Source organism: Flavobacterium sp. B330r (assembly GCF_056824325.1).
This window is the reverse complement of record NZ_CP124860.1, coordinates 280,856-297,493: the sequence shown is the minus strand read 5'-3', so window position 1 is coordinate 297,493 and position 16,638 is coordinate 280,856. Positions and strand designations below refer to the sequence as shown.

13 protein-coding genes are annotated in these 16,638 nt (G+C 33.5%); 9 read left to right on the top strand and 4 right to left on the bottom strand.

The annotated features are described in order from the left end of the window. Positions 1 to 298 precede the first annotated feature (298 nt). The 9 genes from QLQ95_RS01315 to QLQ95_RS01275 all read left to right on the top strand — a co-directional run bounded on the left by QLQ95_RS01315 (position 299) and on the right by QLQ95_RS01275 (position 10,497). Positions 299 to 1,396, top strand: coding sequence for a slipin family protein (locus QLQ95_RS01315; protein WP_482502271.1), 1,098 nt, complete (start codon positions 299 to 301; stop codon positions 1,394 to 1,396). Positions 1,397 to 1,718: 322 nt separating this feature from the next. Then, positions 1,719 to 2,222 (top strand): hypothetical protein, encoded by a 504-nt coding sequence (locus QLQ95_RS01310; RefSeq protein ID WP_095928888.1) that lies wholly within the window; start codon positions 1,719 to 1,721, stop codon positions 2,220 to 2,222. Positions 2,223 to 2,287: 65 nt separating this feature from the next. Next, complete coding sequence (locus QLQ95_RS01305) at positions 2,288 to 2,854, top strand: metallophosphoesterase (protein ID WP_095928887.1); 567 nt, start codon at positions 2,288 to 2,290, stop codon at positions 2,852 to 2,854. 22 nt (positions 2,855 to 2,876) lie between these two features. After that, entirely contained in the window at positions 2,877 to 3,422 is a 546-nt protein-coding gene (locus tag QLQ95_RS01300) for a 3'-5' exonuclease (RefSeq protein WP_095928886.1), read from the top strand. Positions 3,423 to 3,661: 239 nt separating this feature from the next. After that, positions 3,662 to 4,288 carry a hypothetical protein gene (locus tag QLQ95_RS01295; RefSeq protein ID WP_095928885.1) on the top strand — a complete coding sequence of 209 codons (627 nt, stop codon included), beginning with the start codon at positions 3,662 to 3,664 and terminating at the stop codon, positions 4,286 to 4,288. 35 nt (positions 4,289 to 4,323) lie between these two features. Beyond that, positions 4,324 to 5,454: an AAA family ATPase gene (locus QLQ95_RS01290; RefSeq protein WP_095928884.1), complete on the top strand. Its 1,131-nt coding sequence runs from the start codon at positions 4,324 to 4,326 to the stop codon at positions 5,452 to 5,454. Position 5,455: 1 nt separating this feature from the next. Continuing rightward, a complete protein-coding gene (locus tag QLQ95_RS01285; RefSeq protein ID WP_482502268.1) occupies positions 5,456 to 6,154 on the top strand; it encodes a hypothetical protein in 699 nt (232 codons plus the stop codon). Positions 6,155 to 6,161: 7 nt separating this feature from the next. Continuing rightward, positions 6,162 to 8,702, top strand: a complete 2,541-nt coding sequence (locus tag QLQ95_RS01280) for a ribosomal protein L7/L12 (RefSeq protein WP_482502266.1) — start codon at positions 6,162 to 6,164, stop codon at positions 8,700 to 8,702. Then, positions 8,692 to 10,497 (top strand): hypothetical protein, encoded by a 1,806-nt coding sequence (locus QLQ95_RS01275; protein WP_482502264.1) that lies wholly within the window; start codon positions 8,692 to 8,694, stop codon positions 10,495 to 10,497. The genes QLQ95_RS01280 and QLQ95_RS01275 overlap by 11 nt, the downstream gene beginning before the upstream one ends. 58 nt (positions 10,498 to 10,555) lie before the next feature. Here the strand turns inward: QLQ95_RS01275 and QLQ95_RS01270 are convergent, their stop codons facing one another. The 4 genes from QLQ95_RS01270 to QLQ95_RS01255 form a co-directional block, all read right to left on the bottom strand. Next, on the bottom strand, positions 10,556 to 11,470 hold the full coding sequence (locus QLQ95_RS01270) for a phytanoyl-CoA dioxygenase family protein (protein WP_095928880.1): 915 nt from the start codon (positions 11,468 to 11,470) through the stop codon (positions 10,556 to 10,558). A 143-nt stretch (positions 11,471 to 11,613) separates the two neighbouring features. Next, positions 11,614 to 13,392 (bottom strand): AMP-dependent synthetase/ligase, encoded by a 1,779-nt coding sequence (locus QLQ95_RS01265; RefSeq protein ID WP_482502262.1) that lies wholly within the window; start codon positions 13,390 to 13,392, stop codon positions 11,614 to 11,616. A 177-nt stretch (positions 13,393 to 13,569) separates the two neighbouring features. Then, positions 13,570 to 14,001, bottom strand: coding sequence for a hypothetical protein (locus QLQ95_RS01260; RefSeq protein ID WP_095928878.1), 432 nt, complete (start codon positions 13,999 to 14,001; stop codon positions 13,570 to 13,572). Between the two features lie 143 nt (positions 14,002 to 14,144). After that, positions 14,145 to 16,553, bottom strand: a complete 2,409-nt coding sequence (locus QLQ95_RS01255) for a TonB-dependent receptor domain-containing protein (RefSeq protein WP_095928877.1) — start codon at positions 16,551 to 16,553, stop codon at positions 14,145 to 14,147. Positions 16,554 to 16,638 lie beyond the last annotated feature (85 nt).

The window sequence follows — 16,638 nt, the reverse complement described above, 5'->3', positions numbered from 1 at the left end:
AGAATCTGATGTTTCACACTCTGATAAAGCCAGTGCGAATCGAAATGTGTTTTGAAAAGTCTGTTTTCTTTTTGATTTGATTGTTAAGAGAATTTGGGGATTCTTTCAATAAAATAGAATCAAAAACAACTCAGACAGACAAAGAACAAACTATTCGTCCGTTTTTCTTGGAGGAGAAAGACAATGAGGTTTTTTTATTAAGAAGAGAATAGAGAAAAGAGAATAGAGAAAAGAATAAAGAGTATAGAGGTTTAAGATTTTGGAACATGAAACTTTAAACCTTAAACAAAAAAATATTATGATAAAAAGAATTAAAATCGAGACTTACCAAGTAGGCTTGGTGTTCGAAAATAGAAAATTAATAAAAGTATTAGAAGAAGGATTACACTGGATTTTTGGAAACAAAAACATTATGATTTACGATCTAAACGGATCTTTTCAGGCTCCTTTTGAGTTGGATATTTTATTGCAAAATGAAGTGTTAGCATCTCTTTTGGAGGTTATTGAAGTTGCCGATAACGAAATTGTGTTGCAATTTGTAAAAGGAAATTTTAAAGAAGTTTTGGTGCCAGGAAAGTATGCTTTTTGGAAAGGAGTTGTAAAAAATGAATTCATTAAAGCAGATTTGTCTAAGATTGAAATCACAGAAAATGTTCCAGTAAACTTATTGGAAAATGTTAAGATGAGATACTTCACAAGAAAATTTATTATAGCAAGTAATGACAAAGCTTTGTTATTTGTGAATGGAACTTTTGTGAAAGAATTGAAATCAGGGACACATTATTTCTGGAATAACGCCATTACAATCGAAGTGAAAACGGTTGATACTAGACAGCAACAATTGGAAATTTCTGGTCAGGAGTTGTTGACTAAAGATAAAGCAGGATTAAGAATTAACTTTTTTGTGAGATATCAAGTGGTTGATATTATGAAAGCTTTGACTGAAAATAAAGATTTTGAAAAACAATTGTATGTCGCAATGCAACTGGCTTTAAGAGCTTTTGTTGGCGGATTAACTCTAGATGAATTATTGTCAAAGAAGGATGCGATTGCCGATGCTATTTTAGAAGAAGCAAAAACTAAGATCAAAGATTTAGGTTTAGCAATTTCTGATGCTGGAATAAGAGATGTAATTCTTCCAGGAGATATGAAAGAAATCATGAATCAGGTTTTGGTTGCTGAGAAAAAAGCGCAGGCCAATAGCATTATGAGAAGAGAAGAAACTGCAGCAACAAGAAGTTTGCTTAACACAGCAAAGCTGATGGAAGAAAACGAAATGTTGTGGAAGTTGAAAGAGATGGAGTACGTTGAAAAAATCGCTGATAAAATTGGTGAAATCACCATTTCTGGCGGCGGAAACGTAATTGGTCAATTAAAAGAAATCTTCGTAAAGTAAAAGAACCATTAGCAGTAAATGTTGATCGTTTAAGTTTAATAATAAAAATTTAAGGATGAATCAAGAAATAGGATTTGCGTCGGGCCATAAAGGTCAAACGGATACAGTGGAGTTAAGTGAATCTTCGTTTGCCTCAATTAAAGGAGCAGATTTAGAATGCATTAGCCTATGGAATGAAAAGGTAAATTTTCGGGAAACCCTATATATCATTTAGAGATATTTCTCTAGTAAAGCAAGCGTGCTTTTAAACTTTGTGATATTGGATTTCCCAGAAAAGCCTTTGATTTCCTGAGATTTCCAAGAATTGCAAAAGAAAAATATCATGCAAAACAATACACTAGAAAAATATAAAAAAGCAATTAGAAATAAATACGAGATAGAAAAAGGCGGCAAATACTTTGATTATTTGTACAAGCCTTCTCGTGGAAAACTTCGTGATTTGTGCTGGCTTATTTTCGAAAATAACCCAACTCAAGATGATTTGAATGTTTTTAAAAACCTATTAGGGCTAGATTTCGATCATGCGAAAAAGAACAAGTTTAAGGAAAAGAAAGACAAGTTCAGACCTATCGAAACTTTCTTAAAAGGAGAAACAGATCCATCCAATATTGATGCTATAAATATGGCAGCTATTTTGGTTGATTTTGAGCCACGTCCTTTCAAAAAGTTTTATGAAACTTCTAAAAAAGAAGAGATAAAACCAGTTAAAAAGCTTGAGAAAGCTAAAGCTGTTTTTGAAAAGAAGAATGCTGTAAAAAAAGAAAAGTCTGAAAAAAAGTCTAAGAAAAGAAGTTTCTTTCTAGATTTTAAAAGCATGTTTTTCTGATAAAAACAGAGAAAACACAACAGAAACCATCAGTATAAAATTGGTGGTTTCAAATTAAAAAATTAATGAATCAAAAAATATTTTTTACGTCTGATCATCATTTTGGTCATACGAATATAATTAGGTTTAGTGAACGACCTTTTGCCTCGGTAGAGGAGATGGATCAGGAACTCATTAAACGTTGGAATGAAAAGGTGAGTCCGAGAGATATTGTCTATCACTTAGGTGATATTTCTTTGGCGAGACCAGAACGAACAAAAGAAATTTTAGATCAATTAAATGGTTCTATTTTTCTCGTAAAAGGCAATCACGATAAATCGGCGTTGAGTTACGCTAAACGATTTGAGTGGATTAAAGATTATTATGAATTAAGTGTTGAAGATGGAGATGCACCAAACGGAAGGCAGAAAATAATCTTGTTTCACTATGCAATGAAAGTTTGGAGAAGTTCATTTAGAGGAACATGGCACTTATACGGTCACTCTCACGGTCATTTATTTGATGATGAAACTTCTCGCTCGTTTGATGTTGGTGTTGATTGCCACAATTATGAACCTCTTTCTTATGATGAGGTAAAGGCCCGCATTTTAGCGAAAGCTTGGAAAGCTCCTTTTGGAGATAGGGAATTGTAAATTTTAAAAAAAAATTAAAAAAATGAAAACTACAGATAAAATTATTATTATCGATTTAGAAGCCACATGCTGGCAAGGCGCGGTCCCGAGCGGGCAGCAAAATGAAATTATAGAAATTGGTTTGGCTGTGTTGGACACAGAAACGGGAGCAATTTCTAAGAATAAAGGGATATTGGTAAAGCCGCAACGCTCAACCGTTAGTTTGTTTTGTACAGAATTGACCACCATTACTCAGGATTTACTTGATAAGAGCGGAGTTAGTTTCGAAGATGCTATTAATGAGCTTATCGACGAATATAATCCCGATTTCTACACTTGGGCAAGTTACGGTCAGTACGATTTGAATATGCTGAAAAAACAATGTAAATCGTTTGGTGTTTCCTATCCAATGGGAGAGGAGCATATCAATGTAAAAGAGCATTTTGCCGAAAAGTTTGGCTTGGTTAAACCAACAGGAATGAATGGTGCGCTTGCATTGCTGAATATTCCGTTAGAAGGAACACATCACCGCGGAATTGACGATGCCAAAAACATCGCAAAGATTTTGAATTGGTGCCTTAAAAATTAGAATTTAATTTGTTAATAATAGCTATCAAAATGCATGGTTGATAGCTGTAGAAGGAAACTGCAGTTGTTGCAGCTGTAGTTTCACTTTCTTGTTAAAAACAATTGCAAAAGCTAAAACGAATATTTGCGCAAAGGTTCGGATTTAATAATATATTTGTTAATGTACAATTTTTCGTATGAGACGGAAGATTGTTCTATTAAGAAATAAAATCCGATTCAGAAAGGTATAATTATAATACTATGGAAAAAATAAAAACGCCTTTTTTGGATACTATTTATCATCTCAGAACCATTGAACAGGTTATTTTGTATGATAAACTAATTACAATAGCCCAAACAGAGGAAAAAGAAGCCGTTTTGTTTCTGGAAACAGAATATGAAAAGGAAATTTTAGAATATCCAGGAACTGCCCCCGACTTTAATGGAGAAGCTGCTTTATGGTCTGCCAGAACGTTATATTTGGCCACGCAACTTTTATTGCACAGAGAGCATAAAATGAGTGATGTAAAAGAACTTTTACCTTTTTATAAAGGCACAATAGATGCTTCGGCAATTATTTCATCAGATCTTTGTCTGCGTTTTTTACCTCAGATTATAACAGAAATTAGGAAGATTGATCCAGAAGATTTGATTATTGATATTTTAGAAAAACATTTAATTCAATTTCATTATTCTGCTATTGGGTCTGATCTGGATTCGGAAAATGTAAATTTTGAGATAATCGCAGAAAATGATTGTTTACTGCAACTTTATATTGACCGAGTGGTGCAAAGAAAATCTATAAAATGGGCACAGTCTGATTTTATAAAAAAACAATTGGAAATAGGGTTTGGAGACTACCAAAAGCTATTCTGGGCTCAACTTTAAAAACAAACGAATTATTAAAAAATAGAAGTAAAATAATGAATGCTACAGCTAAATTAAATGCCGTTTTAAAACATATCAAAGAAACTTTTGTTGGTAAAAATGAAATTATCGATCTATTAGGAATTGGATTACTGGCACGAGAAAATGCTTTTTTGCTTGGACCTCCGGGAACTGCAAAAAGCGCCATTGTCAGATCGCTTTCTAAAGGAATCGAGGGCGACAAAAATTTTGAATATCTGTTGACCCGTTTTACAGAACCTAATGAGATTTTTGGACCTTTTGATATTCGAAAACTAAAAGAAGGAGAATTGATTACCAATACTGACGGTATGATGCCTGAAGCTTCTATGGTTTTCCTAGATGAGATTTTTAACGCCAATTCGGCTATCCTGAACAGTTTGTTGATGGCGCTTAACGAAAAAATCTTTCGCCGTGGTAAAGAAACTAAAAAATTGCCAGCATTGATGTTTGTAGGTGCAAGTAACCTTATGCCAGAAGATGAATCGTTAAACGCTTTGCTTGACCGTTTTTTGATTCGTATCAAATGTGATTATGTAGAACCAGATTTATTGCATCAGGTATTGCTTGCTGGATGGAAACTGGAAAGCTCGGTGACTGAAGAAGTGCCAACTATTTCGGCAGATGAGGTTCGCGAATTGCAAAAACTTTGTCGTCAGGTAGATTTGAGTGCTACACGAAACGAATATGTAGATATTATTCATAGTCTTCGAAATACTGGCATCAAAGTTTCTGACCGACGTGCCGTAAAACTTCAGAACCTTGTTGCAGCAAGTGCGCTAATGTGCGGAAGAAAAGAATCAATTGTGTCAGATTTTTGGGTGTTGAAATATATCTGGGATAACGAAGAGCAAATTGAAATTCTGGAAGGAATCATTAATAAAATTATCGAAAAAGATACTTCTACAGAAGCCCACCCGCAAGCGATGTACAATAAGACGCCGGATGCTGAAAGTGTAATGAAAGAAGTAAATTATCTGATCGAGAAATGGCAGGATGATAGCCTTTCTTTTGAAGAGCAAAACGTGATCAAAGATAAATTGAGATATATTCAAACCCGCTGCGATTGGATCAAAGATGCAGAAAAGAAAAAATACATTCAGGAACATATAGAATCTTTGTGGCAAAAAATTCTTCAAACTATTTAACATGTACTTTTTAGAAATTAATAAAGAGCATAAAGATTTTCTTGGTGCAATACGACATTGGGAAAATCTCAAGATAGCTTTTGAGACCAATACAATCTGGATAAAAGAGTTCACGGACGATCAAATAGGCTCCACTGAACTTCTACAGATTCCGTATACCAAAATATATGAGTTAAAAGAAAATTTGTTGTTCGAAAAAGGAAAACAATTACCTACCAAAAAACTGCCTTCGGGTTTATTATGGTCGCCGGTTTTGAGAGGTTTGCCTATTTCACTGCCAAATTTCAATCATAATTTTTTTGGTATAAGTGATACACTGCAGACTGCATTAAAACGATCGGAAGATGTAAAAGAAGCATACGCTTTATTGGTAGAATATCAGGAATTGAAATCCTATATCGAATCTGCACCAAAATTTAGACTTGAACCTTTGCAATGGGTTGTAATCAATAATAAAGCATTGATTATCGGGAAGCCTTTATTGCCTTTAAAAGGAAATACATTTTGGTCTAAGAATGATTTTTTAATTCCTACAGGGTATGATTTTGAATGGCCTGTTTTGGCCCAAACACTTAAGGATAAATTAAATCCTTTCGATAAAAATATAATACTATGGAATAAGGATAATAGTTATTCTTCTATTCCCAAACAAAATGTAAAACCACTATCAATTAGTTCATTTCGCTTAACTTTTTCATAAATTAAAAATGGAATTTCAAAGGTATTTTCAATCGTTTACAGACTATTTTTGGGAGTGGGAAAATCAGGTATTTTCTCCAGATAGCGTATTTGAGACGATCTCAATTCCGAATGGACAAACTATCGGTTATGAGAAATTTGTCTTTGAAATTTTAGAAGCGCTTTCTGATAGTAATTTTCCACCATTCGGAACTCTTTTATTAGCCATTACTGCTACCAATAATGATAGTAAAGAAGCTATTGATAGAATTCAGGAGTGGGCAAAAGGCATAGAAGTAACCAAATCATTTCCTATAGAACATTCGTTTAGATTAGGCGCCAGTATTGGTTTTATGAGACAGCTTTCAGCTTTGCCAGATGAATATAAAACTGGTGAAAAAAGGATGAAAATGTTTCAGACTATTTTTGATGGATGTCATAACAGAATTTCTACTGAAAAGGCCAAAAAGATTCTCGAGGAATACAAAGATAAAAGACATCATTTGGTGCGAGCTGGTGTAAAAGAGCCCTTTAATGATGCCAATTTTATAAAAGATTTTAGAACTCTGGCTTTACTAAAAAAGAATTTTCCAACTGTGGAGTCCATTTTGCATGCCATGGAAAATAATCCGCATGAGGATTTAAAGGAGAAGCTGCAAGAGGAAATTTTAGAAGAGGAAAATCTTATCGATGCAGCAACTTTTGTGGAACAACTTATAAATGATGATCGTACGTTTCATGTAGGAAGTCTTATCAAACGACTTTGGTCGGGGCTTCATATTCCGTTGCACCACAATCACCCAAGCGAACAGCCTTTGGGAGGAATCTCTGATTTGACAAACAAAGGTAACTTTGATAAACTGGTCATCTCTGAATTTGCGTATGACGATGACGTTTTTATGTCCAGAATAGCCAATAACGAAGCGCTTTATATTCAAAGAGAAGTTCCACCAGAAGCAGATAAGTTCGAACGTATTTTGATTATCGACAGCTCATTAAAAAATTGGGGAAATCCTAAGATTCTGTCTTTTGCTTCGGCAATTGCGATTGCTAGACATCCGAAAACCGATATTAAGTGCAGAGTTTTTATAGCAGGTCAGGATTTTAAAGAAGTTCCATTAGGTAATGTTCATGATGTAATTGAGGCGTTGAGCGAGCTTAGCGGTAAACTGGATTGTTCGCAAGGACTTGAATCATTTTTTCAGCAAAATAAAATTAGCAGTAAAAATCAGGAAGTATTTCTTTTTTCCTCAGAAGACAGTTTGAAACTGACGGCAATGAAAAATGTGATAAGTACTTATTATACTGAGATTAAGTATGTTTTTGAAATGGAGATAGAAGGCATCAAAGTCTATAAAAATCAGAATAAAGGCAGAAAAATGCTTCAGCATATTATAATGCCACTGGATGAACTGTGGGAAAAAGAAAAGCGAGATTCTCCACGCCGTAAGTATTCAGAAACAGACTTAGATAATATACCGCTTTTATTTCCATTAGAAAGAAGCTATCAGAATATCTTTTATTATGGTACCGACTTTTATACCTATCTAAACGGAAATTTATTCTGGTTTGTCAGTAATGAGTTCAACAAAGGATTTAAAAGAATAGATTCAAATCTTCCTTTTGACAAAGGAGAATTTGCTATAAAAACCAATGGCAAAGGCGAGAGATTTCTGTTGTGTTATGTAAGCGATTCGATACCAAAAATTAGTATTTATAATATTGATAAACAGGAGTTAAAAAGTAATTTGGTTTCTAATGAAGAATTTAATGATTTAAAAGTTAATGTTTTTGGATATAAGAATGAGTTTTATTTGACTGATGGTACAAGCTATTGGCGTGTCGATGATGGTTTAATAAAAATGAAGTCTGAATTTAGTAATTTGATTAATGATGCTTTTGTGAACTATAGCATGAAACAAAATTCTTTTGTTAGGGATTTTATGAATAGTAAGTTCAAATACAGCGTCATAAAAAAACTAAAAGGATTGTCAATTGTAAATGATAGTATTGAAATTAACGGATTTAACTTTACGCACTTAGAGTTTTCTAAGAGAGGTTATTATTCTACTGACTGGAAACACCCAGCAATACAATTTTACGAAAAAGTAAATCTTATTTTGAAAAATAGGGGAGCATCAGCTATTAATCTTGTTAAAATAATAAAACAAAATACAGGTAAATCTTTACGTGAAAGTAAGGCTATTGTAGATGAGGATTTTGGAGTGGTTTTAAATGATGTAACAAGACAGGAGGCTGAAATATTGAAGAATACTATAGAAAGTAACGGTGCTGTTTGTTATATAGAAACCTTGTGTTTTGAGTCTAAGGACGGAAGTAGAGTAACTAATAAGGATGGAATTCTAATATTTGAAAGCAGTAAGGAGGACATCTCCAAATTTTATATTCCTTTTATCGTAAACGGCAGAACAATTATGGCCTCCGAAAGTGAATATTCTGGTAACGATTATTTTATAACAGATTCTTTTCTGACGAGTGTAAAGGAGAAAGATTTTTTGGAAAAATATCTGGATCCGTTTATAAAAAATGTAAGACAAAATGGAACTTAAACTTAGCATAAATTCTAAAAATACATTTCCTAAAGGAGGTGTTTTCATAAAAAGCAGATTGCCGAAAGTATGGCTTCAGGAAATTCAGAATATGGGATTAGCATTCCATTTGGTCAAAACTTTCCCGGTTCCTGCCGTAAAGGCAAATGAGTTGTTTGGATGTATGTTGGTTTTTGATCAGAGTCTGATTAAAACGGATCGTATCGGAAAGAATTATTTCTGCCAATTGATAGAAAATAAATTATTTATTCCCGAAAATACAATTGTGACCCCTCAGCTAACAAAGGCTGAGTGGCACAATTTGTTTTCAGAGCACTATCATTTCATGCATCCAGATATTGGATTAGTAGAGTTAAAGGAAGAAGTTTCGTGGATCGATTTAATTGAAGTGCCAGTTTTAAAAGAAATCGATATACTGGAACCTTCCAAAACAGTTCATATTCCGAAGTATATATCATCATTACGTTACGAAGCAAATACAGAAGATATTCTGGAAGCGCTTGAAAAGCCATTTTCACAAGAAGATTTACCAGATGAATTACCATTTGATATGGAGGAATTAATGAAGGGAAATCAAAAGGAAATGGATAAGTTTTTGGCCTTTCTTGATAAAAATCCTGAAATGGCTTTACAATTGGCTATTCCTCTAGATACTTTAGGAACTGCAAGAGGAGGGTTTGATGGAAAATTTTCTTTTGAAGGAAATGGCTCAGGTTTCTCTGGAGGTCGTTCTTTTTCAGGAGGAAGCAGAAATAAAATGGATGAATCTGAATTTGATGGTAAGCCTTTTTTAATTGTTTTTAAGATAATTTTTGTACTGATCATTCTATTTAATCTGAAGAGTTGCAATTTCAGCAATACAAATCTGGGAACTAATTCGTCTCTAGCTTTGATTGTGATTGTGTTTGCAATTGGTCTAATAATAGCACTGGCACTTTTGAATAGCAGTTCTTCGAGTTCTTCTTATAGTTATTCACCACCACGTCAGCCATCACAATCTGGAGGAGGAGGCTCGGCTCTGATAGATTCGGAGCGTTTTTCTACAATACAAAGCAGATATGAAAAAATGGCTGAAGAATTTAAAGAAAAGAAAGATTATGCAAAGGCAGCCCATGTGTATATGAAACTGCTTAAAAATCATTACAAAGCTGCAGATGTTTTGGAAGAAGGGGAGTTGTACAGTGAAGCAGCAGCAGTCCATCTTAAATATTGTAATAATAAAAACAAAGCGGCGGAGTGTTATGAAAAAGGACATGTATACAGACAAGCAATTGAATTATACAGAGAACTCAATCAAAACGAAAAAGTGGGAGATTTGTATACGATTCTAAAAGACAAACCGGAAGCCGATAAGTTTTATGGTAAAGTGATAGATGACTATAAAGTAAATAATCAATACGTAAAAGCATCTTTTATTTATAAAAATAAAATTAAGAATATAAATGGAGCACAAGAGGTATTGATAACGGGATGGAGAAATAATAAAGATGCATTCAATTGTCTGAATAATTATTTTGCAAATATTGAATCGACAGAAAAATTATCTGGAGTCATAACCTCAATTTATGAATCGGATGTTTCGGCGGAGAATTCAGAGTTGTTTTTGCAGGCCATGAAACACGAATTTAAAAAGCATGAGGATTTAGAAGAAATTACTAAAAATATTGCTTACGAGATTGTAGCCGATAAGATTATGATTAAACCTGATATAGCATCAGAGTTGGTTGCTTTTAATGAAAAAAACAAATCAATGCTTAAAGATGTTATGAAATATAAATTAAAAGGAAGAAAGTAAATCTAAGTAAAATGGGTATATCATTCAATTGATTATGCCCATTTTTATTTTGAATTATTCAAATCCATTCTCCAGCAGCATTGTAATCATCTGGAAGATAAGTAAGATATTGAACCATTCTTGGGCTTTCTCCTCTGTTAGGTGTTGCGCAGTGTGGCAATGTATTGTGCCAGATTATAAAATCGCCTGCATCTCCTGTAATTGGTTTTGGTTGTAACGTTTTTAAAGCTTTTTCTCTTGGATTTTCATGTGGTTCAAGTTCGTCGAGCCATTCATCAATTTGATTGTGAAAACCTGGAACGCAATGGAAAGCTCCATCATTTTCTCTGCATTCAGTTAAATAAAATAACCCTTGTAGACCATAAGTAAGCGGTTTTTTTAAGCTCATATCCCAATGAAGCGGACTTCCAAGAAAGGTGAAATGATCTGTTTCGGGCGGATTAAAACTTACTTTATCTATAGTTTTGTAGATATTTGTAGTTCCATAAAGCTGTTCGTAAGCCTTTTTTACTCTTGGCGAAAAGCGATTACGATTTAAAGTTTCATGATCCGAAAAATTAAGCATAAGTCCTTTTTGTTCTTCGTGACGCTTGTACCAGCTTTCTTTTTCATTCGGATTCATTTTTAAATATTCCCAAATGGCTTTTTGTGTGGCTTTGCAATCTTCTTTTGAAATAGCATTTTTAACCACAACATAACCGTTCCGATTCCAAAATTCAAGATCCTGCTTAGACAAGACATTTACAGTTAAATCCTCAATTTCTTGATCAGTATTTCTTTTTCTATTATTAATCCATGTTTTGAAAGTTTCAAAATCTGGTTTTTCAGAATATAGAAAATACAAAGTATCTTCCATGCCAATGCCTAATTGATATAGTGTTTTAATCTGGTTATCCCAATTGGTATGGTCTGAATTCGCATTTTTGGAATCTAAAGTTCGTTTCCATAATTGTTCGAGAACTGTCCAAGGCATATTATTTTGTTTTAGATAAAAGAAAATCTAAAAATACGCGATTTAAAGTTGGGTATTTAAAGTAAAAATACCCGTTTTGTAATAGTAAAAAAGGCTATCTCAACGAGACAGCCTTTTCACTTTGGTTATATTATCTTGATTTATTAATTGTTTCCGTAGATTTTTGCATAAAGATCTTTGTAAATTTCTTTAATGATTTTACGTTTCAATTTTAGAGTAGGGGTAAGCTGCCCGCCGTCAATTGACCATACATCTGGAGTAAGTTCAAAACGTTTTACTTGTTCCCAATGTCCGAATTTTTTGTTGATTCCTTCTACTTCTTCATCGATGCGTTTGATAACATCTGCATTAGCGCTGATTTCCGCATCAGAACTTCCTAAAGTAATTTTATGGATTTTTGCCCATTCTTTTACAAATTCAAAGTTTGGCTGAATAAAAGCACCTGGCATTTTTTCGCCTTCACCAATAACCATTATCTGTTCAATAAAACGAGATTGTTTCATGGCATTTTCGATCATTTGCGGAGCAATATATTTACCTCCAGAAGTCTTGAACATTTCTTTTTTACGATCGGTAATTTTTAAGAAACCTTCGCTGTCAATTTCTCCGATATCTCCCGTATGAAAATAACCGTCAATTACAGCTTCAGCCGTTTTCTCTGGATCTTTATAATAGCCTAACATTACGTTTGGCCCTTTTAATAAAATTTCTCCGTCTTCGGCAATTTTTACTTCTAGGTTACGAATCGGCTTTCCAACAGTTCCAATTTTAAATCCTTTGTTTCTTTGGTCGTTTACAGCAATTACCGGAGAAGTTTCCGTTAAACCGTAACCTTCCATTACCGGAATTTCTGCAGCAGCAAAAACCCTTGTCAAACGCGGCTGTAAGGCAGCACTTCCAGAAACCATTAAATCTAAGTTTCCTCCCAAACCTTCTTTCCATTTACTGAAAATTAGTTTGCGTGCAATTTTTAATTGGAATTCATACCAAGCACCATTTGCTCCGTATGGTTCATATCTTAAACCTAAATCGATAGCCCAGAAAAACAGTTTTTTCTTGATACCGGTTAATTCAGCTCCTTTCGCATAAATTTTATCGTAAACTTTTTCTAAAAGTCTTGGTACAGCTGTAATTACAGTTGGACGGACCTCTTTTAAGTTGTCACTGATTTTATCAATAGATTCTCCAAAATAAACCGATACACCATAATATTGATAGATATACAAAATCATTCTTTCAAAAATATGACAGATAGGCAAGAAGCTTAATGCGGTGCTTTTTCCTGGATCAAATGGGATTCTTGGTGAGCTGTCTAAAACATTTGACACAATATTTTTGTGCGAAAGCATAACTCCTTTAGGTCTTCCTGTTGTTCCAGAAGTATAAATAATAGTAGCTAAATCATCTGTTTGAATACTGTCTTTTTTAGCTTCAACTTCGCTTTGATTGCTATCATCTTCGCCTAAAACCAATAAGTCTGACCAATGTTTACAGCTATTAATTTCATTAAAAGAATATACTTCTTTCAATGTTGGCACATTGGCTTTAATTGCATTTACTTTTTGTAACACTTCATCATCAGAAACAAAACAGTAAATACTGCCACTGTGGTTTAAAATATATTCGTAATCTTCTTCTGCAATAGTGGGATAAATTGGAACATTTTGCGCACCAGTCTGCAAAATACCAATGTCCATTATATTCCACTCGGTACGGTTATTTGAACTAATTAAAGCAATTTTATCATCTTTCTGAACGCCCATACGCAATAATGCTCTCGAAATAGCATTTGCTTTTGCAATATATTCTTCACTGGATGTTTTTTCCCAGACTCCATTTTTTTTGGTTGCGAGAGCAACTGGAAGGTTGTAAGTTTCTTGTTGATAATAGGGAAAATCAAAAAGGCGTGTGATTGAAACCATGTTTAATATATTGAATTTTATTGCAAATTAAATAAAATTTGGGTATGATTTTCAGTTTTATAAAATTTAATGGGAAAATTTATAAAGACTATTAAAAATCAACGAAAACGTTTTCTTTTTCGCCGTTAAATTTCTAAAAAATCAAGAAAAATTTAATTTGAAGACGTTTTTTAAAGGCTATTGTACGTTATAATCTTCGTATACTTTTACTCTTTCGCCCATTAAAAACATTTTTTTCTTAGCAAAATGAATAGAGAATTGAGAATAATACCATTCATTACTGTCATTTGGTCTGTACCAGAATGTGTAAGAAGCACTATTGAATCCTTCTTTAAAAACAGGAACACCTTCTTCAGTACATTCAATTCCCCAATTTATTTTTTGTTTGCTTAAATCTTCAGCTTGAATAAAACCGGTTCCGTCTGGATTTAAAACCGTAATAGGCTCTTTTTGGTTTAAAGGAGCATAAGTTCCAGGCACTGGATAGCCAATTGTAGTAGTAATATAACGCTCTTTTGAATTATGGGTAATCTGATCAACTTGAACTTGCGAATGCGATTGAAAGGCAGTAAAAAATAGTGTTACCACTAATAAATGTAATAATTTCATTCTATGTAGGATTAAGTGTTTTTGGGCTTAAGAAATCTGTCGAGCTAATTTCTTTTGGCGAATATAATCCAATTTTTTAATAGAATTATTGCTTGAAAATACAAGAATGAAATTTTTACATTTTTATCATTTTAGGTCCGTTTTTATTCTGTTGAAAACTGATTTTCTAGTAGTTTTTCTTTAAAATCAGATCTAAACGTATATGCAAATGTAACCATCAAAGCTCTTGTGTCAGATTTTGAAGTTCTGCTGTTTTTAAATAATAAGGTATTGTTTTTATAACCGCTTTCTAAAGTGTCAAATATATCGGTTACAACCAAACCTAAACGGGCATTTCCTTTTCCTAATTTCTGTTGAAATCCCATATCAACATTATAAATCGGAATTCTTTTTCCTTGGGGAGTGGCAACGGCCGAATTATAGTTTCCGATAATCTGAAGTTTTCCGCCTTTCCAAGGAACAAAGTTGTTAATCACTTTTCCGTACCAGCTGAAGGCACTGCTTACAATATCATCGGCCTGCGGTAAATTGTCAGCATTGATGTTTTGCTGAAAAGCGGTTAAACTAATATTAGCATCATAAAAACCAACTGGTTTAAGAGTGAAAATGGTTTCTAAACCATAAGTAACCGTGCTTCCAATGTTTTGGGGCTGAAGTAAAACCACTCCATTGTCCAAAAGTTGTGCATATTGTCTAATTGCGTCAGTTGCATTTCTGTAAAAAGCATTGGTCGAAAAAGAGTAGTTTTTCCAGTTTTTATTATAACTCATTTCGGCAATATGAATGATTTCGGGTTTTAAATACGGATTTCCTCCATGCGGATTTAACGCATCGGTAATGTCAATAAACGGATTTAAATCATCCAGATCAGGGCGGTTAATTCGTTTGCTATATCCTAACTTTATAAATTCATCTGGTTTTAAATTCAATTGTAAGGAAGCTGACGGAAAGAGTTTTAAGTAATTGTTGCTAAATCGGTCGCTATTGTTTTGTGTTGCCCCAGTATTGGAAACATTTTCTGCACGCAAACCTAAATTGTATTTCCATTTTGGGTTTTCGCTATCGCCAATAGAAGAATTCATCAGACCATAAACGGCATTTATCTGTTCGTTAAATTTGAAACTATTACTAGCTAACGGATTCACGATATATTCACCATTAATTAGATCAGCACTTTCAAAATCAGACTTAAAAAATCGGAAAGTTCCTTTGTAACCTGTTTCTATAATCGATTTTTCTGAAATTGGAAAAGCGTAATTTACAATGGCATTCGAAATATTCTGATTTTCATAATTGTGTGTTCTCTGCAGTAAAGCCTCACCAATCTGCTGCTGATATTCATCGTAATTATAAGTGTCAATATCAGTGTTTTCTTTATGTTTTCCAAAAGAAGATGTAATAGAGGTGTTTAGATCTTTTCGCTCGTCATCAAATTTACGATCATAGGTAAAAGCAAGTTCGCCAACTTTTGAACGTTCCAGTTCTAATGAATGTCTTCTATTATTGGAGAAAAAGGCATTGGCACTTGTGTTTACCTGCGTGTATAAAGTCTCGTCATTGTCTTGAGTTTCTAGATTTCCAAGTGCTTCAAATGAAAAGCTATTTTTGTCATTTGGAGAAAAATCAATATTTAATTTCAGATTCTGAAGGCCTTCAGTTCGTTCATCGTTTCGATTTTGATGAATATAATGTTCTTCATCAATAAAATAATTGGTTCGGTCGGCATTTATTTTCTTTGTTCTTCCAGCAAAGCGATTGTCATAGCCTAAACCAAAATTCCATTTTTCTGTTTTATGATTGAAAAGAACAGAACTATTTACTCTTCCTTTTGCACCAAAACCTGCGCCCAATGCTACAGCACCATTTGTACCGCTGAGGTTGTTCTTTTTGAGTTTTATATTAATGATACCGCTTTCGGCATTTGCATCATATTTAGCCGTAGGATTACTAATTACTTCAATACTTTCAATACTGCTCGCAGCAATCTGATCCATATTGGTAATAGCCGAATTTTTTCCGTTGATCAAAATCATTGGCGATTTTCCTCTTAACGTAATACCGCCTTCGGCATCGACGGCAACAGTCGGAATGCTTTTTAGCATATCTGTAGCAGTTCCGCCCGTTTGCGAAATATTCGAAACAGCATTAAAAATAAAGCCTTCGTTTGTTTTCTGAATCTGTTTTTTCTGTGAGTTTACCACTACAGTATTAAGCTGGTTGGCATCTTCTTGCAAAGTGATCGTTCCAAGTGAAATAGCTGTACCGGTATATTTTATTTTTTTAGTATTGGTTTTAAAACCAATTAATTTAAACTGAAGCAGATATTCTCCAGAAGTTACATTTTCTAATGAGAAATTTCCAGAAATATCTGTAACGGCGTAATTAGCAGTTTTGGTTGAATCGGCTGTGTTTTTTAAAATTACATCAACAAATTCTATAGGATTTTTTCCGTCTGTGATGGTTCCTTTTATAGCTGTTTTTTGAGCAAAAGAAAATTGGCTTAAAGTAAATAAGAGGATTGCGAGGTATATTTTGCGTATAATATTTTTCATGTAGCAAAGATATTTACCAGAATGTTTACGCTTGCTTAAGCTGTCTTAAGATACCATTAAATTAATCTTAGAATAGTTTTAAATA

Coding starts and splice junctions, on each gene's coding strand:
- QLQ95_RS01315 (WP_482502271.1), top strand. CDS start 299: ATGATAAAAAGAATTAAAATCGAGACTTACCAAGTAGGCTTGGTGTTC.
- QLQ95_RS01310 (WP_095928888.1), top strand. CDS start 1,719: ATGCAAAACAATACACTAGAAAAATATAAAAAAGCAATTAGAAATAAA.
- QLQ95_RS01305 (WP_095928887.1), top strand. CDS start 2,288: ATGAATCAAAAAATATTTTTTACGTCTGATCATCATTTTGGTCATACG.
- QLQ95_RS01300 (WP_095928886.1), top strand. CDS start 2,877: ATGAAAACTACAGATAAAATTATTATTATCGATTTAGAAGCCACATGC.
- QLQ95_RS01295 (WP_095928885.1), top strand. CDS start 3,662: ATGGAAAAAATAAAAACGCCTTTTTTGGATACTATTTATCATCTCAGA.
- QLQ95_RS01290 (WP_095928884.1), top strand. CDS start 4,324: ATGAATGCTACAGCTAAATTAAATGCCGTTTTAAAACATATCAAAGAA.
- QLQ95_RS01285 (WP_482502268.1), top strand. CDS start 5,456: ATGTACTTTTTAGAAATTAATAAAGAGCATAAAGATTTTCTTGGTGCA.
- QLQ95_RS01280 (WP_482502266.1), top strand. CDS start 6,162: ATGGAATTTCAAAGGTATTTTCAATCGTTTACAGACTATTTTTGGGAG.
- QLQ95_RS01275 (WP_482502264.1), top strand. CDS start 8,692: ATGGAACTTAAACTTAGCATAAATTCTAAAAATACATTTCCTAAAGGA.
- QLQ95_RS01270 (WP_095928880.1), bottom strand. CDS start 11,470: ATGCCTTGGACAGTTCTCGAACAATTATGGAAACGAACTTTAGATTCC.
- QLQ95_RS01265 (WP_482502262.1), bottom strand. CDS start 13,392: ATGGTTTCAATCACACGCCTTTTTGATTTTCCCTATTATCAACAAGAA.
- QLQ95_RS01260 (WP_095928878.1), bottom strand. CDS start 14,001: ATGAAATTATTACATTTATTAGTGGTAACACTATTTTTTACTGCCTTT.
- QLQ95_RS01255 (WP_095928877.1), bottom strand. CDS start 16,553: ATGAAAAATATTATACGCAAAATATACCTCGCAATCCTCTTATTTACT.